Below are 23,321 nucleotides of genomic sequence, written 5' to 3'. Positions count from 1 at the left end.
TTGTAGGGGTTAACGACTGTTTGGGGTTGTATAGTCAAGTAATTAAGTGCATGTGGTGGATGCCTTGGCAGTCAGAGGCGAAGAAAGACGTGATAGCCTGCGAAAAGCTCCGGGGAGGCGGCAAATATCCTTTGATCCGGAGATTTCTGAATGGGGGAACCCACCTACCTTAAGGTAGGTATTGCAACATGAATACATAGTGTTGCAAGGCGAACGCGGGGAAGTGAAACATCTCAGTACCCGTAGGAAAAGAAATCAATTGAGATTCCCTCAGTAGCGGCGAGCGAAAGGGGAAAAGCCCATTAAGTTATGTGTGTTTTAGTGGAATGCTCTGGGAAGTGCAACCATAGTGGGTGATAGTCCTGTACACGAAAGGGCACACATAATGATGACGAGTAGGGCGAGGCACGTGAAACCTTGTCTGAATATGGGGGGACCATCCTCCAAGGCTAAATACTCCTGACTGACCGATAGTGAACCAGTACCGTGAGGGAAAGGCGAAAAGAACCCCTGTGAGGGGAGTGAAATAGATCCTGAAACCGCATGCATACAAGCAGTGGGAGCCGACTTGTTCGGTGACTGCGTACCTTTTGTATAATGGGTCAGCGACTTATATTCAGTAGCGAGGTTAACCGCATAGGGGAGCCGTAGAGAAATCGAGTCTTAATAGGGCGTCTAGTTGCTGGGTATAGACCCGAAACCGGGTGATCTATCCATGAGCAGGTTGAAGGTTGGGTAACACTAACTGGAGGACCGAACCCACTGTCGTTGAAAAGCCAGGGGATGACTTGTGGATAGGGGTGAAAGGCTAATCAAACTCGGTGATAGCTGGTTCTCCCCGAAAGCTATTTAGGTAGCGCCTCGGACGAATACCATTGGGGGTAGAGCACTGTTTCGGCTAGGGGGTCATCCCGACTTACCAAACCGATGCAAACTCCGAATACCAATGAGTACTATCCGGGAGACAGACTGCGGGTGCTAACGTCCGTAGTCAAGAGGAAAACAATCCAGACCGCCAGCTAAGGCCCCAAAATCATAGTTAAGTGGGAAACGATGTGGGAAGGCATAGACAGCTAGGAGGTTGGCTTAGAAGCAGCCACCCTTTAAAGAAAGCGTAATAGCTCACTAGTCGAGTCGGCCTGCGCGGAAGATGTAACGGGGCTAAAACTATGTGCCGAAGCTGCGGATGTATACTTTGTATACGTGGTAGGGGAGCGTTCTGTAAGCCGACGAAGGTGGATTGAGAAGTCTGCTGGAGGTATCAGAAGTGCGAATGCTGACGTGAGTAACGACAAAACGGGTGAAAAACCCGTTCGCTGAAAGACCAAGGGTTCCAGTCCAACGTTAATCGGGGCTGGGTGAGTCGACCCCTAAGGCGAGGCCGAGAGGCGTAGTCGATGGGAAATTGGTTAATATTCCAATACTTCAGTGTAATGCGATGAGAGGACGGAGAAGGTTAAGTCAGCCTGGCGTTGGTTGTCCAGGTGAAAGGAAGTAGGCATGCATCTTAGGCAAATCCGGGGTGCTCTATGCTGAGATCTGATAGCAAGCTGTACTTGTACAGTGAAGTGGCTGATACCCTGCTTCCAGGAAAAGTCTCTAAGCTTCAGTTACACTGGAATCGTACCCGAAACCGACACAGGTGGTCAGGTCGAGTAGACCAAAGCGCTTGAGAGAACTCTGCTGAAGGAACTAGGCAAAATGGTACCGTAACTTCGGGAGAAGGTACGCTGTTGATGGTGATAGGACTTGCTCCTTGAGCTGTCGACAGCCTCAGAAACCAGGCCGCTGCAACTGTTTATTAAAAACATAGCACTCTGCAAACACGAAAGTGGACGTATAGGGTGTGATGCCTGCCCGGTGCTGGAAGGTTAATTGATGGGGTTAGCGTAAGCGAAGCTCTTGATCGAAGCCCCAGTAAACGGCGGCCGTAACTATAACGGTCCTAAGGTAGCGAAATTCCTTGTCGGGTAAGTTCCGACCTGCACGAATGGCATAATGATGGCGGCGCTGTCTCCAGCAGAGGCTCAGTGAAATCGAATTCGCCGTGAAGATGCGGTGTACCCGCGGCTAGACGGAAAGACCCCGTGAACCTTTACTGCAGCTTGACATTGAACTTTGACCTTACTTGTGTAGGATAGGTGGGAGGCTTTGAAACTCGGACGCTAGTTCGAGTGGAGCCGTCCTTGAAATACCACCCTGGTAATGTTGAGGTTCTAACTCTGTCCCGTTATCCGGGACGAGGACCATGTCTGGTGGGTAGTTTGACTGGGGCGGTCTCCTCCTAAAGAGTAACGGAGGAGTACGAAGGTGCGCTCAGCGTGGTCGGAAATCACGCGTAGAGTATAAAGGCAAAAGCGCGCTTAACTGCGAGACCCACAAGTCGAGCAGGTACGAAAGTAGGTCTTAGTGATCCGGTGGTTCTGTATGGAAGGGCCATCGCTCAACGGATAAAAGGTACTCTGGGGATAACAGGCTGATACCGCCCAAGAGTTCATATCGACGGCGGTGTTTGGCACCTCGATGTCGGCTCATCTCATCCTGGGGCTGAAGCAGGTCCCAAGGGTATGGCTGTTCGCCATTTAAAGAGGTACGCGAGCTGGGTTTAGAACGTCGTGAGACAGTTCGGTCCCTATCTACCGTGGGCGCTGGAAATTTGAGAGGATCTGCTCCTAGTACGAGAGGACCAGAGTGGACGAACCTCTGGTGTACCGGTTGTGACGCCAGTCGCATCGCCGGGTAGCTATGTTCGGAAGGGATAACCGCTGAAAGCATCTAAGCGGGAAGCCTACCTCAAGATAAGATTTCCCCGAGGCTTTATGCCTCCTAAAGAGCCGTTGAAGACTACGACGTTGATAGGTTGGATGTGGAAGCATAGCGATATGTGAAGCTGACCAATACTAATTGCTCGTGAGGCTTGACTATACAACACCCAAACAGTTGTTGTATCACAAGCATCAATCGATTCATAAAAGATCACTTAAACCTGATCAGATCAAATATCTTGATTCAGCCCTTGCTGAACATGAAATTTCAGATACAATAGCCAACCTGTTAATAACTCATTTGGAACTAAGTAAGGCATTACAAGCGAAAGCATCGAGCTTAAGCAATGTAACTAAGACCCGAACAAGTCCATAACAGTTGTGCTGGCGACAATAGCAAGAGTGAACCACCTGATCCCTTCCCGAACTCAGAAGTGAAACCTCTTCGCGCTGATGGTAGTGTGGGGTTACCCATGTGAGAGTAAGTCATCGCCAGCTCATTATTCAAACACCCTCAACTAACGTTGAGGGTGTTTTTTTATGGAGGAATAAAGTGAAGGAGATAATAGTAAAAATAAGATATTTAAAACAATAAATCATGTGAAAAATAAAATAACTAGCAAATTATAAGAAGTGTATTCAAGTCTATTTGGTCGAGTTTATCTACAACTTTAGTCTAAGTTTTTGAGAAAAGTATTCAGAGTTAAGTTTTTGCTGTAGACAAAAAATGAATAATGATTCATTTTATATACAAAAGTGAATAATCATTCATTTTTTATAAAATAAAAATCTCACAATTGGAGGTGAGGGAAAAATGACAGCAACAACAATGAATGTGAATGCTGTAGTGGATCAAGCAAAGTTTAAACCTTTTCATTTAAAAATTGTACTTTGGTGCGTATTTGTCGTTATTTTTGACGGTTATGATTTGGCGATTAACGGTGTGGCTTTACCACTACTGATGCAAGAATGGAATATGACCGCTGTGCAAGCAGGCATGCTTGCCAGTACTGCCTTGGCGGGTATGATGTTTGGTGCCATGCTATTTGGTATGTTGGCAGACAAAATTGGCCGTAAAAATGTCATTCTGATCTGTGTGACTTTATTTAGTGGCTTTACCTTTTGGGGAGGCTTTGCTTCTACCCCAACAGAATTTGGTATTTTACGCTTTATTGCAGGCTTAGGGATTGGTGGTGTGCTGCCAAACTTGGTTGCCTTGACTTCTGAATATGCACCGCAAAAAATGCGTAGTACTTTAGTTACCACTATGTTCAGTGGTTATGCAGTAGGTGGTATTTTAGCTGCTTTACTAGGTGCATGGTTAACCCCAAGTTTTGGTTGGGAAATCATGTTCTATATTGCAGGACTGCCTTTATTGGCATTGCCTTTATTGTGGTTTTTCTTACCAGAGTCATTAACATTTTTGGTGAAAAAGCAACAATATGAGCGTGCACGTCATATCGTTCAGCAGATCAGTCCGCAAGAAAATATCAGCAGTCAAACACAGTTTGTCTTAAATGAAGTTCAAACACCAGATGCATCTATTGCAGCCTTATTTAAAAATGGCCGCAGTATGAGTACTTTGTTGTTCTGGTGCTGCTTCTTTATGTGTTTGTTGATGGTATATGCTTTAGGCAGTTGGTTACCAAAACTGATGATGGCAGCGGGTTACTCGTTAGGTAACAGCTTAATGTTCCTGATGGCAATGAATATTGGTGCTGTAATTGGTACTATTGGTGGTGGTATTTTAGCAGACCGTTTCCATCTAAAGCCTGTGATTATTGGCATGTTCTTGCTAGGTGCTTTCTCGCTAGTCGGATTAGGCTTTAACTCACCACAGCCTGTAATTTACCTATTGGTTGCAATGGCAGGTGCTTCGGCGATTGGTAGTAGTATTTTGCTGTATAGCTTTGTTGCGCAGTATTATCCACTGACCATTCGCTCTACAGGGATTGGCTGTGCTTCGGCTGTTGGTCGTGTTGGTGCGATTGTAGGACCAATTATTATTGGCATTCTTTTAGGCATGGATTTGCCGCATAAAATGAACTTCTTGGCGGTCGCAATTCCAGCAGTCATTGGTGCGATTGCTGTGGCATTGATTCGTTTACAAAGTACATCACAGGTAGTGACTGAGCCAAGTGTGGTTAAAAAAGCCAGTCGATCTTATAGTTAATGACGCATGAATGTCACTGAACATTAAAATTAAGGAGCATTGCTCCTTAATTTTTTGCTTTTAATATCTGAAATTTAAAATTTTTCCTACATTTGGCCTAAATAAGGTTTGGTATTTATGGACTATCATGTCATGTGATAAGAATACAATAAACAATACAGGTGCTAAAAATGCGAAACATATATCAAAGCAGCAGTTTATGTGCATCGTTGTTATTACTGTGTTTTACGACAGGATGTAGTGCACAGATAGATACTGAGCAGCACAATAAGGCGGTTGCTGCAGCATCTAACTCTCCGCAAAGCTTACAAAGCTATCAAGTACACGCTATTGCAGATTTTAATGAACCATGGGCGTTCGTAGAATTACCCAACGGCCAGTTATTAATTACAGAGAAAGCAGGAAAATTAAAACTTTTTAATCCCAAAACCCGCCAAATTTTAGATGTTCAAGCTGTGCCTCGAGTGGCCTATGGTGGTCAGGGTGGTTTGGGGGATGTCGTATTAGACCCCAATTTTCAGCAGAATCAGTTTATTTATTTAAGCTATGCTGAATCAGGCATGGGTGGCTACGGTGCTGTCGTGATTCGAGCCAAGCTTTTATTGGATGTAAAATCTGCCCCAAAATTAACTCAAATTCAGCGAATCTGGCAGCAAACGCCTAAAGTATCTGGGCAGGGGCATTATGCACACCGTATGCAATTCGGTGTTGATGGTAAGTTATGGATTAGCTCTGGTGAGCGGCAAAAGTTTGAACCTGCTCAAGATTTAAAAGGTAATTTAGGTAAAATTTTGCGCTTAAATGCAGATGGCACATCACCCAATGACAATCCATTTCAGCAACATGGAGAGATTGCTAAGCAAGTCTGGAGTTTAGGGCATCGCAACCCTTTAGGTATGGCGTTTGATGCTAAAGGACAGCTATGGGTTGCAGAAATGGGTCCTAAGGGCGGTGATGAGCTGAATGTGATTGTAAAAGGTCAGAACTACGGTTATCCCTTGGTGTCAAATGGTGATCATTATAATGGCTTGCCTATTCCAGACCATGCTACACGGCCTGAGTTCAAAGCCCCAGTGTTGGATTGGACCCCAGTAATTTCACCTTCAAGTTTGATTTTTTATACGGGGGATGTGTTTCCACAATGGAAAAATAAAGCATTGTTAGGCGGCTTGTCGTCTCAAGCAATCATTGTGGTTGATACACAAACAAAGCCTGCGCAGGAAATACAGCGTTTGCCAATAGGACAGCGAATTCGTGGGCTGTTACAAGCCAAAGATGGCAATATTTGGGTAATTGAAGATGGAAAGTCTGCCAGATTACTAAAATTAACAGCCAAATAAACCCAAAATCAAATTTAGGTTAGAAAAAAGCCCCAACTTCATGTCGGGGCTTTTTCAGATTTATTACTCGGTATTACTCCTGTTATACCTTTCAGCGTCCTGCCGTTATATTGATTTATTATTGTTATTCTTGCTTTTAGAAACTTCCTGTTTCTGTATGACTTAAATATAAAATTAAAACTGTGATTTGCCTAGCGTCAATTTTCTGCAGTTATTGTAAGCTAAAACGTACAACGGTATATTCGTAAAATGAAGATCAATAAAGAGGGTTATTAAAATTTAAGTGATTGATTATATTTAATAATTATCTTATTCAATAGACTTTTATCATCAATCCTTTTAAGACCATAATTCAATACTCCCTCATCCTCGCTTTCTCCCCAAGGCTAAGAGATTCTCAATACTAATTTTATTGATCATTTATGATTTATGAAAGCGTGTTAATAAAAATACCCCAAGTAAAAAAATCATTCACTTGGGGTGTATTTTGCAAGGATGGGTTTAAATTGAGCTCAGTTACATCAACTTAATGCCTTGTTGTCCTGCTGGAGTCACTCTAAAAATTTCGACTTCAAAGGTAATATTTTTACCTGCTAAAGGATGGTTAAAGTCTACTTCTGTCACATCATCGTTTACAGATTTAACCACGCCATACAGACTTTGTTTGGCTTTATCTTCAAATTCAATCATGTGCCCTTCAATTGGGCGCTGTTCAAATTTAACCGTATCAAATGTTTGGACATTTTCAGGGTTCCACGGGCCAAAAGCTTCTTCTGGTGGAAGGCTCACGGTACGACGGTCACCTGCACGTAAGCCAAACAATGACTTTTCAAAACCTGGTAACAAGCTACCATCGCCCATCACCAAGCTAACAGGTTCAGCACGGCTACGGGTGTTGTCAATTTCTACCCCATCTTCAATGGCCACTGAAAAGTGCAACTCGACTTTTGAGCCATCTTCAATACGGGTTTCGTCATTTGGGTTAATTAGTTCAGTCATGTTGCGCCTGCGCACGTTCAATTCGGTGTTTTTCTAGGAAAAACGTATCAATTAACAACAGAATGGTGCCAAGGGTGATGGCACTGTCTGCAATATTAAAGGCAGGGAAGTGGCTGTTGTTGTAATACACGTGAATAAAATCGACCACGTAACCGAGGCTGACCCGATCAATTAAATTCCCAATCGCACCGCCTAAAATTAAGGCAATTGCCAAAGGCAGTACGATGATGTTTTTTGGCATACGCATCAGCCAAAATACAAAAATTACAGACACTAAACCTGCCAGTGAGGTAAAGAAATAGCGCTGCCATCCACCTGCATCGGACAAGAAACTAAAGGCTGCGCCATAGTTATGCAATAACGTCCAATTCAAAAAGGGCAATACAGGTACAGGGTCTGCATAGTTTAGATGCGAGACTGCAATCCATTTGGTCCATTGGTCGAGAATAATCGCGACAATGGACAAGCCAATCCACCATAAATTGTGCGGATAAAACTGGAATAAGCCCTTTTTGTGTTGTGGATTAGGCATATTTTCTCTCTTCGCCTTGACCTGTTGGAAGGTTGATAATACAACGTGAGCATAAGCCTGGATGTGCAGAATGTGTATTCACATCTGGCAAAACGTGCCAGCAACGTACACATTTTTCACCATCTGCCGCAGAGACTTTCACATTTAAACCTTCAAGGTCTGAAGCTTCACCTTGCGCTGCATCAAAGCCATTCACAATCACTTGAGAGGTAATGAGGACAAAACGCAGCTCATCGCCCAATTTATCCATGATGGCTTTTAGTTCATCACTAGCCCAAAGTTCAACTTTTGCAGACAGATTTGAGCCGACTGTTTTAGCCGTACGTGCTGCTTCAATGAATTTGTTCACCGCAGATTTTACGGCAATCAGGGTTTGCCATTCGGCTTCTGCCAACATGTTTGCTTCAGAAGCTACAGGAATTTCGTACCATTCTGCTGTGAACACATATTTTTCTGATTGCTCAGGAATTAGCGGCCATGCTTCTTGAGCAGTAAAGCTTAAGATAGGTGCCATCCAGCGTACGAAAGCCTGAACCAAGTGATACAAAGCTGTTTGTGCAGAATGACGTGCTTGAGAATCGGCTTTGGTGGTGTACTGACGGTCTTTGATGATGTCGAGGTAGAAGCCACCCAAATCGTTAATACAGAAGTTAGTCAGCGCACTGGTTACGATATGGAAGTTCATATCTTCATAGGCTTGCTGAATGGTTTTTTGCACTTCAGCGGCACGTTGTAGGATGTATTGATCTAAAGCAATCAATTGATCTACAGGAAGCGCATCTGTTGACGGTTTAAAGCCATTCAAGTTGGCCAACAAGAAACGCAAGGTATTACGGATACGACGATAACCATCTGATGCGCGGCTAAAGATTTCCTTACCTGCGGTCATTTCATAGCGGTAATCTGCAGATGCGATCCAGAAACGTAAGCCGTCTGCACCCATGTCTTTAATGATGTCTTGTGGGGTGATGATATTGCCCAATGACTTCGACATTTTACGGCCTTTTTCATCGACCACGAAACCGTGTGTCAACAAGCCTTTGTATGGTGCACGTTCATTGATAGCAATTGAGGTCAGTAATGAAGACTGGAACCAGCCACGGTGTTGGTCTGAACCTTCAAGGTAAAGATCGGCAGGGTCTTGTAGTTCTTCACGCTCACGTAGTACGGCGTAGTGGGTTGTCCCTGAGTCGAACCATACATCTAATGTATCGCGCACTGCATTGTAGTGCTCGGCATCATCACCAATGAAGTCTTTGGCTTCACGGTTGTACCAGCCATCAATCCCTTCTTGCTCGATCAGTTTCGCGACTTCTTCAATCAATTCAGGTGTGCGAGGGTGTAATTCGTTGGTGTCTTTGTGAACGAAGAATGGAATTGGCACACCCCAAGTACGCTGACGTGAAATACACCAGTCTGGACGGCCTTCAATCATGGCTTGAATACGGTTTTTACCCCAATCTGGCACGAAGCTGATCTCATTTTCGATCGCATTCAATGCACCTTGACGTAAACCTTGGTTATCCATGCTGATAAACCATTGTGGTGTGGCACGGAAAATAATTGGAGTTTTATGACGCCAGCAGTGTGGGTAGCTGTGCTTGATTGGGTGATGTGCCCAAAGCTTATTGCTTTCTGCCAAAGCAGCAATAATTTGCGGATTGGCTTTGTAAATGTGCTCGCCTGCAAAAATTGGTGCGGTTGGTAAATAAACACCATTGCCACCAACCGGGTTATCGACTTTCAGGTTGTATTGTAAACCGACTTTATAGTCGTCCACACCGTGTCCAGGAGCGGTATGTACTGCACCAGTACCGCTAGCAGCAGTAACGTGTTCACCTAAAATTACCGGTACTTGACGCTCTTGAATCAGTGGATGTTGCAAGATCAGGTTTTCAAGTTTGTCACCAGTAAAGTCTGCCAACACTTCATAGCTGCTAAAGCCATAGCGTTCAGTTGCAGACTGTACTAATTCTTTGGCCAAAATAAAGTTTTGTGCCGCTTTTTCGTCGCTACGTGCTTTTACCAATTGATATTCAATTTCGGCATGCAAGGCAACAGCTTGGTTGGCAGGCAATGTCCACGGTGTTGTGGTCCAAATCACGATATCTGTTGCATCGGTAATTTGAACGCCCAAACGTGCAGATAAATCGGCTAAATCAACAACAGCAAAACCGACGTCAATCGCATCGGATTTTTTATCTTCATATTCAACTTCGGCTTCTGCCAGTGCAGAACCACAATCTAGACACCAATTCACAGGTTTTAGACCAGGTTCAATATGGCCTGCTTTGGCAATTGCACCCAATGAACGCACGATGTCGGCTTCTTGCTTGAAATTCATGGTGAGGTAAGGGTTATCCCAATCACCAAATACGCCCATACGCACAAAGTCTTTTTTCTGTAATTCAACTTGGGTGTAAGCATATTCACGGCAGGCTTTACGGAAAGTTGAGGCATCAACTTTAACGCCAACTTTACCGACTTTTTCTTCTACTTTGAGCTCAATTGGTAGACCGTGGCAGTCCCAGCCTGGAACATAAGGGGCATCATAGCCATCCATGACACGGCTTTTAATGATGATGTCTTTGAGGACTTTGTTGACCGCATGACCTAAGTGGATTTGACCATTGGCGTATGGAGGGCCATCGTGAAGCACATATTTTTTCTTGCCAATACGCGATGCACGAATCTGCTGATAAATGTTGTCAGCATACCACTCTTCTAACCATTTCGCTTCACGTACTGCCAGATTTGCTTTCATTGCAAATTCAGTACCTGGGAGGTTCAGCGTGGCTTTATAATCCACTGCATTTTCAGGAGTTTGCTTATCGCTCATGCAAGTTGTCTTCCAGTTGAATCAGCCCATGGACTGACGCGTTTTACATTAAATATTCAGGGTAAAATTAAAAAGGGAAATCGGGATGATCTTGTCGAAATTCAAGAAGTTTTTCAACATCATCATCAATTCCCGCTTTGAGTGCTTCAAGCGAAGGGTAGTTTTTTTCGCCATGTAAATAGTTTAAAAACGTGACCCGCATTAACAAGCCATACAGATTAGCAGAAACATTGGGGAAATGTACTTCTAATCGCCATTCGGGATGTTCTTGCTTGATGGCAGGACGTGTTCCGACATGCCCTGCACCAAATAAACTGTTTGGGCTGTAGCCTGCAACACCTACTTTGCTAGGATGTGCATTGCTAACTGTGTTGGTTAAGGAGGTGGTTTCGCAGACCACTTCAACGCCATAAATACCGTTCAAACAAGGACGATGACGGTTTAAACGTACGTTAATGGTGGGGAAATCCAGGGTACGACCAATTTGATCGCCATATTGTACGCGCCCCGTAATACTATAAGGACGTCCGAGCAGTTGGGCAGCGAGAGCCAAGTCACCTGCTTGTAGGGTTTGGCGAATACGTGTGGAGCTGACCCGTTCACCCGATAAATTTACGGTGCTTAAATTGGTAACTTGAAAACCAAAGTCGCGTAAAAAATCACTGTTGCCTTGACGGTTTTTGCCAAAATGGAAATCATCACCCAAAACCAAATGTGTGGCATTTAAACTATTTTTTAAAAGGTGGGCAAAGGCTTCAGCACTTAAACTACGAAAGTGATTGTCAAACTTGGCCACGGCAATATAGTCGATGCCCAATTCGGTCAGATATTCAACTTTTTCCCGCAAAGAACTGATACGTGGCGGGGCATCATAACCTTTAAAAAATTCCAGTGGTTGTGGTTCAAATAGCATCACCACGGTTTTTAGTTGTTGTGCGGCAGCCACTGCTTTGAGTTGTTGAATCATCGCCTGATGACCGACATGCACACCATCAAAATTACCAATGGTCACGGCAGTTTGAGCTAAGTCGGTGGTAGAAGATAAAGCATTCAGGCGGAGCAGCTGCATGGTCGAATGAAGGTTGAAAAGTTGTAAGAGCTATATATTGCCATATTCTCGCGCTTTCGTCTTGTTGTTGTGTTTTTAACCTGAAAAATTATCGAAAAATCAGGCAAAATCCGACAATTTAATCTGTAAATCGCAATGGGGTTTGCACCGCCTTCAAATTTCTTTTCTAATGGGGCAGTTTTAATGAACTGCACGAGTAGATGGCTATGAATTCTGATTTTGCTTTAATTATGGCATTGCCCAGTGAGTCTAAAGGCTTGTTTGAGCAAGCAGGGATTCAGGTGCATTACAGCGGCATTGGTAAAGTGAATGCTGCATTTAAAGCCTTTGAAGTGATTCAGAAAACAGGCTGTAAAACCTTGCTCAATTTAGGCACTGCGGGCAGCTCCCATTTTGATGCGCATGCTTTGGTGGAGGTGAGTCAGTTTGTGCAGCGGGATATGGATGTTTCACCGTTGGGTTTTCAGGTGGGGGTGACGCCTATGGATCAGGAGCATCCTGCAGAAATTCATCTGGAACGCTATTTTGAGCATTTACCTAACGGAATTTGCGGTACAGGCGATAGTTTTGAAACGGGGACGCCGAAAGTGCCATGTCAGCTGGTCGATATGGAAGGCTATGCGATTGCCAAAGTCTGTAAAAAACTAGGCGTGCGCATGTTGTCGGTCAAATATATTACCGATGGTGCCAATGATACGGCGCATTTGGACTGGGAAGAAAACTTGTTGCTAGGTGCACAAAAATTATTATCGTTATATCAAAGTATTAAGTAATACAGTTGCCCAAAACGCCACGACCCGAGTAAAAACTAGGGTCGTGAGCTAAATTCGGATATTTGTTCAGGTTGGCGCGATTATTCTTGCGCTTCCTGTACAGGTTCAGCCGTGATAACAGCGGCTTCTGTAGCGTTGATTTCGTCCTGACGAGGCACAATACCGTACAGCATCATGTGAACCGTGTGTTGTAAAACACGTTGTAGCATACTGCGGTTACGCAAGGTTTTACCTGTGACCATTTCCATTTGCGTGGCAAAGTCAGCATAGTTTTGGGTAATGGCCCAAATATTCAAAATGAGCAGTTCAGGGTCAATCTGTTTAGACAGTTTGCCTTGCTCTTGCCACATGGTAATGACCTTGGCTTTACGTTTTACCAGTTTTTTCAGAGGACCTTTTATAATTTCCTGAATATGTGGCGCACCTTGAATCACTTCTAAAGCAAATAGACGTGATGCTTTCGGTTGAGTACGGGAAACCTCAATTTTCTGTAACAGATAATTGGTAATCGCTTCTTCTGGCTCAAGTTCGGCTTCAAGCATTTGTAAAGGCGCAAGCCATTTTTGCAGTACTGTGGTCAGTACTTCAACATAGAGCGCCTCTTTATTTTCATAATAATAGAAAATATTCGACTTATGCATTTCTGCAATTTGTGCGATTTCATCCAAACTTGCACCGCTAAACCCGTATAAGGAAAATACGTCGAGTGCAGCATTGAGAAGCTGATGGCGTTTTTGTGTACTCTTTTTTTGTTCCATTCGTAATTTTAAAACAATGAAAAAAGGGAATTATTAATTGTACGGCAAATCGTCAGTCTTGTGCATCATTAAAAGATGTATTTTTAAAATATTTATAATTTATTCTGTAGCTTAGCTATGCAATCAGCCAAAAAACCAATTAGGGTGGGGGAGTATATTTGCTTGTGTATTTTTTGACTGAATGATTAGCGTTTGTTGATTTTATTTGTAAATGGTAAAAGTGAAGTTTTACGGTGCTTAAGCTTGGGTTTATTTAAAAAAATTAAAGAATGAATCGAGTGCCTTAATCAAGAGGAATGGATTAGCATTTGCATTGCCCTAACAATGGGAGAGTCGAGCCCATTGTTAGCGTCAAGATTATTCAGTTGCCAATACTGCACTTAAGACCTGCTGTTCTAATGCAGCAAATTGCACACTTTTTTGACGTGGTCGAGCCAGTGGCACCTGAAACTGTTGGGCAATACGTCCCTGATCGAGCAAAATAATCCGATCAGCCAGTTGTACGGCTTCACTGACATCATGCGTGACTAAAATGGCAGTGAAACCTTGTTCGAGCCAAAGTTGCTCAATCAGGTTCTGCATTTCTAAACGTGTCAGGGCATCTAATGCGCCTAAGGGTTCATCAAGCAATAAAATACGTGGTCGATGTGACAGAGCACGTGCCAAAGCGACACGTTGTCGTTGTCCTCCAGAAAGTTGGCTTGGCCATAAATCGGCCTTCGCTTGCAGACCGACCTTTTCAAGTAAGTTGGCGGCTTCTGCATGCTGAGTGTTGGCCAAACCTAGTTGTACGTTCTGTTGGATATTACGCCAAGGCAATAGGCGAGGGTCTTGGAACATGACCCGTATATCATCGGATGTAATGCCTTCCCGAATATGTCGTGCTGACTTAAATTGAATGGAACCGTAGCTGGCTTGTTCAAGATCGGCAATCAGACGCAGCAGGGTACTTTTACCACAGCCACTGCGTCCAACAATTGCCAGAAACTCACCAGGCTGAATATGTAAATTTAAGTCGGTTAAAACCTGTACTGAACCATAAAACTTGTGCAGTTGTTCAATGAGAATTTCTGCACCCATTGCATTGTTGTGCTGCGCAGTTGGAGATTGGTGAGGGAAGTCTGTGCTGTGTACATGACGTCCCAAGCTTAGATCTGTCATGGAGATAATCCTTATTTTTGATAGGCTGGATGCCAGCGTAGTAAATATTTTTCTAACAGTACCGCGAACACATCGGCCAGTTTACCCAGCAGGGCGTAAAGTAAAATGCCCACCAGTACAATATCGGTTTGTAGGAATTCACGTGCATTCATGGTCATATAGCCAATGCCTGCCTGAGCAGAAATTGTTTCTGCCACAATTAACAGCACCCACACCAAACCAAGCGAAAAACGTAAACCGACTAAAATAGACGGCATCGCCCCGGGTAAAATAATGTCTTTATACAATTGCCAGCGGGTGAGCCCATAACTTTTACCCATTTCCAGCAACTGTGAATCTACAGAACGAATTCCGTGGTAGGTGTTGATATAGACTGGAAAAAATACCCCCACAGCAACTAAAAATAATTTGGCTGTTTCATCAATTCCAAACCATAAAATTACCAATGGAATCAGTGCCAGTGCTGGAATGTTGCGAATCATTTGTAAGGTGGTGTCAAGCAGCGTCGAGGCTGTTTTAGATGAGCCGTTGAGTAAGCCTAACAGCAGCCCTAATCCACCACCAATCAGCAAGCCCAGCAGGGCACGCCCTGCACTGACTTGAACGTGTTGCGCCAATTCGCCACTGCTAAGTAATGTCCAAAAAGCACTGAGTACAGCACTTGGTGCAGGTAAAATGCGGCTTTGTAAAAGGCCAGTGCTTGAGGCCAGTTGCCACAAGGTAATTAAAGCGATGGGGAACAACCATGGCAGTAGTTGTTGTCCAATCAATGTTCCACGTGAAACCTTTTGCGCTTTGCCTAAACTTGAGGGTATTTGCTGACTCATTCGACTTGCTCCAGTTTACGCTGTGCAGATGCATGGGCAGCAGGTACATATTGATTTGCTACAATTTCACCAAAAGGGCCAGTTAAATTAGGTTGAGCCAATTTCTTTTGGGTTTCCAGTGGCAACAGTGGGAAAACCAACTCGGCAAAGCGAATAGACTCTTCCAAATGCGGATAACCAGAAAAAATAAAGGTACTGATGCCCAAGTCTGCATATTCCTGAATGCGAGCTGCCACCGTTTCAGGGTCACCCACCAAGGCCGTCCCTGCTCCACCACGGACCAAACCAACACCTGCCCAAAGGTTTGGTGATACTTCTAGCTGGCTACGATTCCCTTGATGCAATGCCGCCATGCGACGTTGTCCAACCGAGTCCATGGCTTGGAACTTAGCCTGTGCTGCGGCAATGGTGGCATCATCTACATATTGAATCAGGTCTTCTGCTGCTTGCCATGCTTCGGCATTGGTTTCACGAACAATCACATGCAAGCGAATGCCGTAATTTAAACTGCGTCCTTTAGCAGCCGCTTTAGCTTTTAATAGCTCAAGTTTTTCTTTAACTGCAGCAGGTGGTTCACCCCAGGTTAAATAGGTATCCACCTGTTCACTGGCCAGTTCAATGGCTGCTTCAGAGGAACCACCAAACCATAGTGGTGGATGTGGATGCTGCACAGGTGGATATAACAATTTTGCATCATCAACCTGTAAGCGTTTGCCATGAAAACTGAACGACTCACCTGTATGTGAGCGGCTTAAAATTTCACGCCAAATATGGGTGTATTCTGCCGCTGTTTGATAACGGGTGCTGTGATCTTCATAGAGTCCATCACCTTTGAGCTCATGTTCATCGCCACCTGTGACCAAATTCAGTAAAAGACGACCATGTGACAGTCGGTCAAAGGTTGCAGCCATGCGTGCCGCTAATGCGGGTGTGGTAATACCTGGACGTAATGCCACTAAAAATTTGAGCTTTTGTGTGGCATCAATCAGACTGGCTGCGGTAATCCACGGATCTTCACAAGAACGGCCTGTAGGAATTAAAACCCCTTCATAACCCAAATGTTCAACAGTCAGTGCGATTTGTTTCATATAGGCATGATCGACTTGGCGAGCGCCCTTGTTAGTACCTAAATAACGACTGTCACCGTGAGTAGGAATAAACCAAAAAATTTTCATCTTAATATCCTTGTTGTGTATGTTTAAGGTGTAATGCTGTGGTGGTCTTTCCAAACCACACTTTGAATTTGGATAGACTGTGGAATCAGTTGGTCTTGCTGAAAGCTGTTGGCAATGCGTTGTTGAGATTGAATCACCTGTGCATTCAGCGGGTAAATTGGAGAGGGTTTTAAGCGTTGCTGAAATACGGGTGTGGCAATATGTGGTGCTAAACCTGTACTTTGGGTGTAAATAGACAAAGCCTGATCTTGATGCTGAAGAATCCATTGATCTGCAGCATTCAAGCTTGCTAAAACCTTGCTGACTGCTTGAGGGTGCTGTTGTATAAATTTCGGATTGCCAATATAGAAGGCATAACTTTTTGGGAATGCTGTGCCATCAATCAAGACCTGTGCTTGCGCATCGAGCTTGGCAGCACTTAAAAATGGATCCCAAATGACCCAAGCATCAATGCTGTTTTTATCAAATGCTGCACGAGCTTCTGCAGGCGAAAGCCAAATAGGTTGAATATCTTTCCAGTTTAGCTGGGCTTGCTTTAATATTTTGCCCAATAATTCATGTGCACTAGAGCCTTTTTGCACGGCAATGCGTTTGCCTTTTAAATCTTGCAAAGATTGAATCGGACTGCCCGATGGAACAACCAAGGCCTGTGAATTTGGGGTCACCACTTCATAACCGACATAGCGAATATCTTTGCCTGCAGCTTGGGCGAAAATTGGTGGGGTATTGCCCACGTAGCCAAAATCGACAGCACCCACCGCCAAGGCTTCTAACATTTGTGGGCCAGCAGGAAATTCTTTCCAGTCAACTTTGACATTGGGCAGCTGCTGCTCAAATAACTTTTGCTGACGAGCAACCAGTAAATTTAAAGCAGACTTTTGGTAACCAATGCTCAGATGTTGTAGAGGGGCAGCCGAACTTTTTGCTGAATCAGCATTGGCTGAAATTTTTTCACAGCCTGTGAAGCCTAGACTGAACAGACCTAAACTAAATAATGTGAATGTTTGTAGCGCTTTCATTTAACTGTCCTGATTTTTTGTTTTATGGCGATGTGCTTGTTGTGGGTTTTAAAATTGCAGCTTGAATGTCAATTTTTTGTGGAATTAACTTTTGTTGATAGAAAGCATCTGCAACTTGCTGTTGTTGTTGAACCACTTGCGCAGAAATGTTTTGCACGCCAAAACCCATGCGGGCAATAGAACGGCTCAAAATATCGACCGATAAACCCGTCGGTTTTTCTAAGAGTTGTGCAGCCTGTTGTGGATGTTGTTGAATCCACTGTGTGGTGGTATTCAGTTGCTGCACCACTGTGTTTAACAATTCAGGATGAGCTTCGGCAAATTGACGATCTGCCAAATAAAACTGATGATTGCTCACCAAGTTTTGTCCTGTGGCCAGAACACGTGCACCGAGCTGTTGTTCTGCCGCAGCAAAGAACGGATCCCAAATGACCCACGCATCGACAGCACCACGCTCAAATGCAGCGCGGGCATCGGCAGGGGGTAAATACACCTCATGAATATCTTCAAGTTTGAGCTGATGCGCTTGCAAAACTTTTAACAGCAGATAATGCACATTGGAGCCTTTATTCAGTGCAATACGTTTGCCTTTTAAATCTTGGACAGACTGAAGGTTTGAATTTTTGGGTACTATTAATGCTTCAGCCAAAGGTGCAGCAGGCTGATTGGCCACGTACACCAAGTTAGCTTGTGCTGCCTGAGCAAAAATAGGCGGTGCTTCCCCCGCTTCTCCAAAAACCACACTGCCGACATTTAAGCCTTCTAAGAGCTGAGGACCTGCAGGAAACTCCACCCAATTAATTTTGACATTCTGATTTTTAAGGGCGTTTTCTAGTACGGCACGTTCTTTGACAATTGGCAAAATACCGTATTTTTGATAGCCAATATTTAAGGTGATTTGATTGGCTGCTTGGTTTGGAGTACAGCCTGAGAGCAGCATGATTCCGACCCAAGCCGTAGATGTAAGAATCGTTTTTTTCAAAAAAGATGTCGAAATTGGGTACATGCAAATGTGCTCCTGAAATTAAACCCCCCAAAGGGTGTAGCGGGCTGGATGACACATACGCTAAACAGGTTTGTTTTTTGAAAAAAATAATAAATCGGAAATTTCTAAGCAGAAATTGATATAAATAAAAAAGTGCAAACCTTATGTTTAAAACTGCACAAATTGCAGGGGGGGTCGTTAGCAGCATTTATTATTAAGTTTATGATTTTTATTATTTATTTTTATTATTGAAGTTGAGAGATAAATATAGTGAATTTACAGCTAAGGCTTTGTTTTCAAAATAGAAGTATTTTTTTTGCACTGGTTGCATAAGCTTATGCAAAATTGAGCTATATCGCCTACAGGCAAAAAGTCACTTTATAGTGACTTTTTGCAGACAATGGAGTTGCGTTGATAGTTATATAAGGCCTGACGGGCATCGGGCAGTTCATCGACACTGGCAGGGGAAAAGCCTTGTTCTAAAAACCAGTGTGCGGTGCGGGTAGTCAAAATAAACAACTGCTGAATACCCATGGCTTTGGCTTTATCTTCTAAATAATCCAGAATTTGGCGGCCACGATTCGATTTACGATACGCAGGATGCACGGCTACGCAGGCAATTTCAGCAGACCTTAATTCATTGCCTGTGGTAGGAATAGGGTATAGGGCAGCACAGGCTAGAATCATGCCATCTCGCTCAATCACTGCAAACTGCCCAATTTCATTTTCCAGACGTTCACGTGAGCGATAGACTAATACACCTTCTTCTTCTAAAGGGCGTAATAGTCGAATCAGACCGCCCACATCTTGAATATTGGCTGTACGCACTTCTTCATAATGCGCATCACTGACCATGGTGCCTGAACCATCGCGGGTAAATAGCTCTTCTAATAATGCACCATCATAAGCATAAGAAATCAGGTGCACACGATGCACGCCGTTGAGCGAAGCCTCTTGTGCTGCATTTAAGTGCAGTGCCAATTCAGGATGATGCTGTTGCGCAGCTTGAATATATTGATTTAAGTGTTGCGGGTGAATTTCACGTTGCAATTGCCCTTCGGTATTCAGTAATCCGTGCTGTTCACCTAAGAAAATGAGCTTATCGGCTTTTAAATGAATGGCAGTTTTGGTGGCGACTTCTTCTGCCAAGAGATTAAACACCTCACCTGTGCTGGAATAGCCTGTAGGCCCTAACAACACAATATTGTGGTTTTCCAAATGGCGCTGAATGGCATCAGTATCGACACTGCGGACTTCACCTGTGAGTTGGTAATCGACCCCATCACGAATGCCATACGGTTTAGCGGTAATGAAGTTGCCTGACACCACATCGATACGTGCGCCATACATGGGTGAGTTGGCCAGCCCCATCGACAATAAGGCTTCAATTTGCAGACGAATTGAACCCACCGCATTCATCACACAGGATAAAGATTCACGTGTGGTGACACGACGTTGTAAATGAAAAGGGGTGTCAATTTGGCTGAATTTCAGATTTTGATTAATTTGTGGACGCGCGCCGTGGACCAAAATCAGACGAATTCCCAGCGAATGCAGCAGGGCAATATCGTGAATAATATGCTGAAAATTTTCATGCAGCACCGCTTCGCCATCGAACATGATCACGAAAGTTTTATTACGATGGGCATTGATGTAAGGCGCAGAATGTCGAAACCAATGCACATATTGTAAGGTTGTGCTGTGTGGGTTTTCTGCTGAAGTCATGCGCTGGCCTATTTCAATGATCGAGTGCTGTCTTTGATTCTAATCAAAAAAATCTGTAGCGGAAGTCTAAATATAAAAAAACACCTGAATGGTGATTCAGGTGTTGGGAATATGCGAACTCATCGTTGAGGTCGAAATATGCTTTTAGCCAATAATGCGAATGATACGATGCGTGCGTTCATTAATCAGGACATAGTCACCATTGATTTTGTACCATTGTTGGTAACGACCTGTATTGGGTAAACGACGTGCTTCACGGTCACTGACTTTATTGCGTGAAATTTCATAGCCACGTGGGAAGTTTTGACCTACACGCCAGTCACGGCTTGGATTCACACGTTTCTGATTATAACGTTTTTGCTCCCATTGCGTATGCTGACGTTGATTGTCCCAGTGGTTGCTGTGATGTTTATAAGTAGCACTGGCTTGATGGCGACGGTCATCATAACGGTGGTCTGGTGCAGCCATTGCAGAAGTTGTCAGGATGGCCGTTACAGACAGGGCAAGAATGCTGAGCGCTTTTTTCATGAGTGTTTACCTTCGGTTTCTTTTGAATATTGAGTTGATGCATTCAAATTAATGCAGAACTCAAGAGAAACGATGGTGGATAGTTGGCTGAATTGTGAATTTGATGGAGAAAACTAGGAGTGATTGATGGCAAATAATTATATTGACAAATATAGTCAAACATATACAATTTAGGTATTAAATTTTAAAAAACTTGCAATGAAATACTTGACTGAAAGCTTAAAGAAAGTAGAGCAAGACCTTGCTTATTTTGTATCCCCTGAAAATAAAGATGGGTTTATTAAGGAATTTGCATCATGGGTCTATGGTGAGTGGTCAAAGAATGATTTCTATGAAACCGATATTGTAGATTTAGGCTATGATTGTTCTTCGTACCCTGAAAAAACAAATCAATCACTCTCCGATAAATGCCCCACCTATGCTGATTTTATTAATGCAAATACAGGCTTTTCTGAATGTACTCACGTTTCAGGACAAGGTATGCGCTGTCAAGAATATGAGGAAAAATTATTAGAGATTTTTGGTGATGCTTGCGCTAAAAAACTAGATGATTTAGTAGAGCCATATCAACTAGAAGTGCCTGAAAAATACAAAAAATTTGCAGAAAATATTAGTGAACTAATTTTCCTTGAAGTTGTTGATCATCATGAGGATTCAGAACTTTATGAGGTTTGTGACGATATTTTATTAAAATATAATCAGCTAGGAGTCGCATCATCCCCTTATACATGCCCTATCTGTGGATGGGATGAAGACAATGATCTAGCCATATATTGTGATGAATCCATATTTAAAGACTATACACTTGAGGATTTCAAGAAGTTAGCGGAGATTGATTAATGTATTCTCCTGCTAAATTCGGTGAAATGATTGGGAAGTCGGTTAAAACTCTACAAAGATGGGATGCCGAAGGTATTTTGGTTGCATGTCGAAATCCTAAAAATCGCAGATACTACACGCACGATCAATACCTTGAATATATCGGTATAAAAGCAACGGAAGCTAAATCGTCAGTAATTGTTTATTCAAGGGTATCTAGTGTTGCTCAAAAGCCCGATTTAGCTAATCAGGTGTCAGCTTTAGAAACTTTTTGTACTGTAAATGGCTATGCTGTTGATGATTGGGTGTCAGAGGTTGGAAGTGGTTTGAATTATAAAAGAAAGAAATTCAATCAGCTTTTTCTTGATATTGAAATGGGTAAAGTTTCAATGCTTGTCATCGCTCACAAAGACCGTTTGGTGCGTTTTGGTTTTGAGTGGTTTGAATCTTTTGCTGAAAGACATGGTTGTAAAGTTATTATTATGAATCAAGAATCTCTTTCCCCAACGGAAGAAGTAACACAAGACTTGTTAGCGATTATTCATTGTTTTTCCTCTCGACTTTACGGATTAAGTGATCCTAGACAAAATAATGGACAGCACGTCCCTCTAAAGATAACGTAACTTTAATCTTTGGAGATTCAAGAAATGGCTAAACGTTTTAGTCCCGAATTTAAACAGCAAGCGATTGATTATGCACTTTCAAACTCACACGAGTCTGTAGCTGCAATCGCCCAGAAATTAGGTGTGGGTTATTCAACATTAGATAAATGGATTCGTGAAACCAATCCGGCAGGTTCAAGCAAACGTCAACTTTCACCAGAACAACAGCGGATCGTGGAATTAGAGAAAGAAGTCAAACAGCTCAAGGAAGCCAATGACATCTTAAAAAAAGCGCATGTGTACTTTCTAACAGATCATGCCAAGAAAAGTACACGGTAATTCAAGATCTAGATATGAATGAAGTCACCGTATCTTCTGCCTGTAAATACCTAGGTGTCAGCACTTCAGGCTATTATGCCTGGCGAAAACGTCAAGCCAATACGGCACAGAAATATAATGACTTAAAAGCCGTATATTGGCAGCATCATGCACGATTGGGTGCACCTTCATTAGTACATGACATGCATGATTTAGGTTACAACATGAGCGAACGTACTATTGGAAGGATGCTAAAAAAGCTTGGTTTACGTAGCAGGATTGCACGTAAATACAAGCATACGACTGATTCAACCCATCGTTTGCCTACAGCACCCAACTTGTTGGATCGCCAATTTACAGTTACTCAGCCTAATAAAGTCTGGACAACAGACATTACCTATATCCGCACTAAAGAAGGTTGGTTGTATTTATGTGTGATGCTAGATTTATTTAGCCGTCGTATCGTGGGGTGGCAAACCAGCCATCGAATAGACCGCCAGTTGGTGTGTGATACGTTTAACTATGCAATGGCTCGTCAGGGTTATCCAACTGGTGTTATGGTTCATTCGGACCAAGGCTCACAGTACTGTAGTCGTGATTTTAGAGCGCTGTTACTGAAAAATGATTGTACTCAGAGTATGTCTAGACGTGGAAACTGTTGGGATAATGCAGTGACTGAAAGCTTCTTTCATACATTAAAAGGTCATGTGGTACATGGCAGTGTGTTTTCGACTCGAAAAGAAGCGAATGCTGTCTTGTTTGACTATATTGAAATTTATTACAATCGAGTCAGAAGACATTCTGCAAACGGCTGGTTAAGTCCAGAAGCCTTTGAACAGAAATATATTAAAAGTTTAGAGGGGCTGGTTGTCCACGATACTGTCTAGGATCAAAGAAAATACAAAGAAAAAGTT

Annotated in this window: 18 protein-coding genes and 2 rRNA genes; 8 read left to right on the top strand and 12 right to left on the bottom strand. The window is 43.3% G+C overall.

Annotation, left to right across the window (positions count from 1 at the left end; genetic code table 11):
* Positions 1 to 32: 32 nt before the first annotated feature.
* The 4 genes from ACNS8M_RS13485 (at position 33) to ACNS8M_RS13470 (ending at position 6,278) form a co-directional block, all read left to right on the top strand.
* Positions 33 to 2,925 (top strand): 23S ribosomal RNA (locus tag ACNS8M_RS13485).
* 223 nt (positions 2,926 to 3,148) lie between these two features.
* Positions 3,149 to 3,263: ribosomal RNA gene (gene rrf, locus ACNS8M_RS13480) — 5S ribosomal RNA — on the top strand.
* 316 nt (positions 3,264 to 3,579) lie between these two features.
* On the top strand, positions 3,580 to 4,938 hold the full coding sequence (locus ACNS8M_RS13475; protein ID WP_419224925.1) for an MFS transporter: 1,359 nt from the start codon (positions 3,580 to 3,582) through the stop codon (positions 4,936 to 4,938).
* Between the two features lie 170 nt (positions 4,939 to 5,108).
* On the top strand, positions 5,109 to 6,278 hold the full coding sequence (locus tag ACNS8M_RS13470) for a PQQ-dependent sugar dehydrogenase (protein ID WP_419224924.1): 1,170 nt from the start codon (positions 5,109 to 5,111) through the stop codon (positions 6,276 to 6,278).
* A gap of 516 nt (positions 6,279 to 6,794) precedes the next feature.
* Here the strand turns inward: ACNS8M_RS13470 and ACNS8M_RS13465 are convergent.
* The 4 genes from ACNS8M_RS13465 to ribF all read right to left on the bottom strand — a co-directional run bounded on the left by ACNS8M_RS13465 (position 6,795) and on the right by ribF (position 11,717).
* Positions 6,795 to 7,277 (bottom strand): FKBP-type peptidyl-prolyl cis-trans isomerase, encoded by a 483-nt coding sequence (locus tag ACNS8M_RS13465; protein ID WP_168419358.1) that lies wholly within the window; start codon positions 7,275 to 7,277, stop codon positions 6,795 to 6,797.
* On the bottom strand, positions 7,270 to 7,809 hold the full coding sequence (gene lspA, locus ACNS8M_RS13460) for a signal peptidase II (protein WP_168419357.1): 540 nt from the start codon (positions 7,807 to 7,809) through the stop codon (positions 7,270 to 7,272). Before lspA ends, ACNS8M_RS13465 begins: the two co-directional genes overlap by 8 nt.
* Positions 7,802 to 10,648 (bottom strand): isoleucine--tRNA ligase, encoded by a 2,847-nt coding sequence (gene ileS, locus ACNS8M_RS13455; protein WP_419224923.1) that lies wholly within the window; start codon positions 10,646 to 10,648, stop codon positions 7,802 to 7,804. The genes lspA and ileS overlap by 8 nt, the downstream gene beginning before the upstream one ends.
* A gap of 67 nt (positions 10,649 to 10,715) precedes the next feature.
* On the bottom strand, positions 10,716 to 11,717 hold the full coding sequence (gene ribF / locus ACNS8M_RS13450; protein WP_168460446.1) for a riboflavin biosynthesis protein RibF: 1,002 nt from the start codon (positions 11,715 to 11,717) through the stop codon (positions 10,716 to 10,718).
* A gap of 206 nt (positions 11,718 to 11,923) precedes the next feature.
* On the opposite strand from ribF, the gene ACNS8M_RS13445 reads away from it, so the two are divergent.
* Positions 11,924 to 12,490, top strand: coding sequence for a 5'-methylthioadenosine/S-adenosylhomocysteine nucleosidase (locus ACNS8M_RS13445; RefSeq protein WP_168460540.1), 567 nt, complete (start codon positions 11,924 to 11,926; stop codon positions 12,488 to 12,490).
* 80 nt (positions 12,491 to 12,570) lie between these two features.
* Here the strand turns inward: ACNS8M_RS13445 and ACNS8M_RS13440 are convergent, their stop codons facing one another.
* The 8 genes from ACNS8M_RS13440 to ACNS8M_RS13405 form a co-directional block, all read right to left on the bottom strand.
* Complete coding sequence (locus tag ACNS8M_RS13440; RefSeq protein ID WP_168460448.1) at positions 12,571 to 13,248, bottom strand: TetR family transcriptional regulator C-terminal domain-containing protein; 678 nt, start codon at positions 13,246 to 13,248, stop codon at positions 12,571 to 12,573.
* A gap of 357 nt (positions 13,249 to 13,605) precedes the next feature.
* Positions 13,606 to 14,328, bottom strand: a complete 723-nt coding sequence (locus tag ACNS8M_RS13435; RefSeq protein WP_419225343.1) for an ABC transporter ATP-binding protein — start codon at positions 14,326 to 14,328, stop codon at positions 13,606 to 13,608.
* Between the two features lie 92 nt (positions 14,329 to 14,420).
* Positions 14,421 to 15,236 carry an aliphatic sulfonate ABC transporter permease SsuC gene (ssuC, locus tag ACNS8M_RS13430; RefSeq protein WP_419224922.1) on the bottom strand — a complete coding sequence of 272 codons (816 nt, stop codon included), beginning with the start codon at positions 15,234 to 15,236 and terminating at the stop codon, positions 14,421 to 14,423.
* Positions 15,233 to 16,411, bottom strand: a complete 1,179-nt coding sequence (ssuD, locus tag ACNS8M_RS13425; RefSeq protein WP_419224921.1) for an FMNH2-dependent alkanesulfonate monooxygenase — start codon at positions 16,409 to 16,411, stop codon at positions 15,233 to 15,235. The genes ssuC and ssuD overlap by 4 nt, the downstream gene beginning before the upstream one ends.
* Before the next feature lie 23 nt (positions 16,412 to 16,434).
* Entirely contained in the window at positions 16,435 to 17,430 is a 996-nt protein-coding gene (locus tag ACNS8M_RS13420; RefSeq protein WP_168419350.1) for an aliphatic sulfonate ABC transporter substrate-binding protein, read from the bottom strand.
* 22 nt (positions 17,431 to 17,452) lie between these two features.
* On the bottom strand, positions 17,453 to 18,370 hold the full coding sequence (locus ACNS8M_RS13415) for a sulfonate ABC transporter substrate-binding protein (protein WP_228278974.1): 918 nt from the start codon (positions 18,368 to 18,370) through the stop codon (positions 17,453 to 17,455).
* A gap of 423 nt (positions 18,371 to 18,793) precedes the next feature.
* A complete protein-coding gene (argA, locus tag ACNS8M_RS13410; protein ID WP_168460458.1) occupies positions 18,794 to 20,140 on the bottom strand; it encodes an amino-acid N-acetyltransferase in 1,347 nt (448 codons plus the stop codon).
* A gap of 144 nt (positions 20,141 to 20,284) precedes the next feature.
* Positions 20,285 to 20,668, bottom strand: a complete 384-nt coding sequence (locus tag ACNS8M_RS13405; protein ID WP_131261243.1) for an RcnB family protein — start codon at positions 20,666 to 20,668, stop codon at positions 20,285 to 20,287.
* Positions 20,669 to 20,866: 198 nt separating this feature from the next.
* Between ACNS8M_RS13405 and ACNS8M_RS13400 the strand changes: the two genes are divergently transcribed.
* From ACNS8M_RS13400 to ACNS8M_RS13390, 3 genes are all read left to right on the top strand, one after another.
* On the top strand, positions 20,867 to 21,508 hold the full coding sequence (locus ACNS8M_RS13400) for a hypothetical protein (RefSeq protein ID WP_096902615.1): 642 nt from the start codon (positions 20,867 to 20,869) through the stop codon (positions 21,506 to 21,508).
* The gene (locus ACNS8M_RS13395; RefSeq protein WP_419224920.1) at positions 21,508 to 22,110 is read left to right on the top strand and encodes an IS607 family transposase; all 603 of its coding nucleotides are present in this window, start codon (positions 21,508 to 21,510) and stop codon (positions 22,108 to 22,110) included. The genes ACNS8M_RS13400 and ACNS8M_RS13395 overlap by 1 nt, the downstream gene beginning before the upstream one ends.
* 24 nt (positions 22,111 to 22,134) lie before the next feature.
* A protein-coding gene (locus tag ACNS8M_RS13390) for an IS3 family transposase (protein ID WP_087514482.1) occupies positions 22,135 to 23,294 on the top strand; the annotation gives its coding sequence in 2 pieces (ribosomal slippage) (positions 22,135 to 22,369 and positions 22,369 to 23,294; 1,161 coding nt in all).
* Positions 23,295 to 23,321: the final 27 nt, after the last annotated feature.

Source organism: Acinetobacter sp. A2 (genome assembly GCF_048537555.1).
Classification (GTDB): domain Bacteria; phylum Pseudomonadota; class Gammaproteobacteria; order Pseudomonadales; family Moraxellaceae; genus Acinetobacter.
Note: the sequence above shows the minus strand (reverse complement) of the source record. Positions and strands in the feature narration are given on the sequence as shown.

What these genes read in the sequence shown, in the direction of transcription:
- ACNS8M_RS13405 (WP_131261243.1), bottom strand. Translation starts at nt 20,668, where the DNA reads ATGAAAAAAGCGCTCAGCATTCTTGCCCTGTCTGTAACGGCCATCCTG.
- ACNS8M_RS13470 (WP_419224924.1), top strand. Translation starts at nt 5,109, where the DNA reads ATGCGAAACATATATCAAAGCAGCAGTTTATGTGCATCGTTGTTATTA.
- ACNS8M_RS13420 (WP_168419350.1), bottom strand. Translation starts at nt 17,430, where the DNA reads ATGAAAGCGCTACAAACATTCACATTATTTAGTTTAGGTCTGTTCAGT.
- ACNS8M_RS13415 (WP_228278974.1), bottom strand. Translation starts at nt 18,370, where the DNA reads ATGCTGCTCTCAGGCTGTACTCCAAACCAAGCAGCCAATCAAATCACC.
- ribF (WP_168460446.1), bottom strand. Translation starts at nt 11,717, where the DNA reads ATGCAGCTGCTCCGCCTGAATGCTTTATCTTCTACCACCGACTTAGCT.
- ACNS8M_RS13395 (WP_419224920.1), top strand. Translation starts at nt 21,508, where the DNA reads ATGTATTCTCCTGCTAAATTCGGTGAAATGATTGGGAAGTCGGTTAAA.
- ACNS8M_RS13475 (WP_419224925.1), top strand. Translation starts at nt 3,580, where the DNA reads ATGACAGCAACAACAATGAATGTGAATGCTGTAGTGGATCAAGCAAAG.
- ssuC (WP_419224922.1), bottom strand. Translation starts at nt 15,236, where the DNA reads ATGAGTCAGCAAATACCCTCAAGTTTAGGCAAAGCGCAAAAGGTTTCA.
- ACNS8M_RS13440 (WP_168460448.1), bottom strand. Translation starts at nt 13,248, where the DNA reads ATGGAACAAAAAAAGAGTACACAAAAACGCCATCAGCTTCTCAATGCT.
- ACNS8M_RS13400 (WP_096902615.1), top strand. Translation starts at nt 20,867, where the DNA reads ATGAAATACTTGACTGAAAGCTTAAAGAAAGTAGAGCAAGACCTTGCT.
- ssuD (WP_419224921.1), bottom strand. Translation starts at nt 16,411, where the DNA reads ATGAAAATTTTTTGGTTTATTCCTACTCACGGTGACAGTCGTTATTTA.
- lspA (WP_168419357.1), bottom strand. Translation starts at nt 7,809, where the DNA reads ATGCCTAATCCACAACACAAAAAGGGCTTATTCCAGTTTTATCCGCAC.
- ACNS8M_RS13465 (WP_168419358.1), bottom strand. Translation starts at nt 7,277, where the DNA reads ATGACTGAACTAATTAACCCAAATGACGAAACCCGTATTGAAGATGGC.
- ACNS8M_RS13435 (WP_419225343.1), bottom strand. Translation starts at nt 14,328, where the DNA reads ATGGGTGCAGAAATTCTCATTGAACAACTGCACAAGTTTTATGGTTCA.
- argA (WP_168460458.1), bottom strand. Translation starts at nt 20,140, where the DNA reads ATGACTTCAGCAGAAAACCCACACAGCACAACCTTACAATATGTGCAT.
- ileS (WP_419224923.1), bottom strand. Translation starts at nt 10,648, where the DNA reads ATGAGCGATAAGCAAACTCCTGAAAATGCAGTGGATTATAAAGCCACG.
- ACNS8M_RS13445 (WP_168460540.1), top strand. Translation starts at nt 11,924, where the DNA reads ATGAATTCTGATTTTGCTTTAATTATGGCATTGCCCAGTGAGTCTAAA.